This window comes from Virgibacillus sp. 7505, assembly GCF_002272135.1.
In the GTDB taxonomy this organism is placed as follows: Bacteria; Bacillota; Bacilli; order Bacillales; family Amphibacillaceae; genus Terribacillus.
Genome location: NZ_NPBF01000237.1, coordinates 1 through 251 on the forward strand (window position 1 = coordinate 1; position 251 = coordinate 251).

Sequence of the window (251 nt, forward strand, 5' to 3'; positions counted from 1 at the left end):
TTGGCCGTGTCAAAGCAAGAGAATTGCTGTCGACGTGGGTCGTTCATGATTTTACGCATATTGCCCAAATAGCGCGCGTTATGGCGGAACGATACAGGGATGATGTAGGGCCTTGGCATGCGTATTTAGGCATCTTAAACAGAAAGTAGCAAGCAGCGTTATACTGCTTGCTCAACCTTTAGATACAGTTTCGTACTGTTACGTTCAGTCAGATTGACCGTTTTTCAAGAAATCAATCAAGACTGCTTGGT

General features: G+C 44.6%; 1 pseudogene. It reads left to right on the plus strand.

Annotation, left to right across the window (positions count from 1 at the left end):
* Positions 1-149: pseudogene (locus CHH91_RS21335) on the plus strand (DinB family protein); the annotation flags it as partial.
* Positions 150-251: the final 102 nt, after the last annotated feature.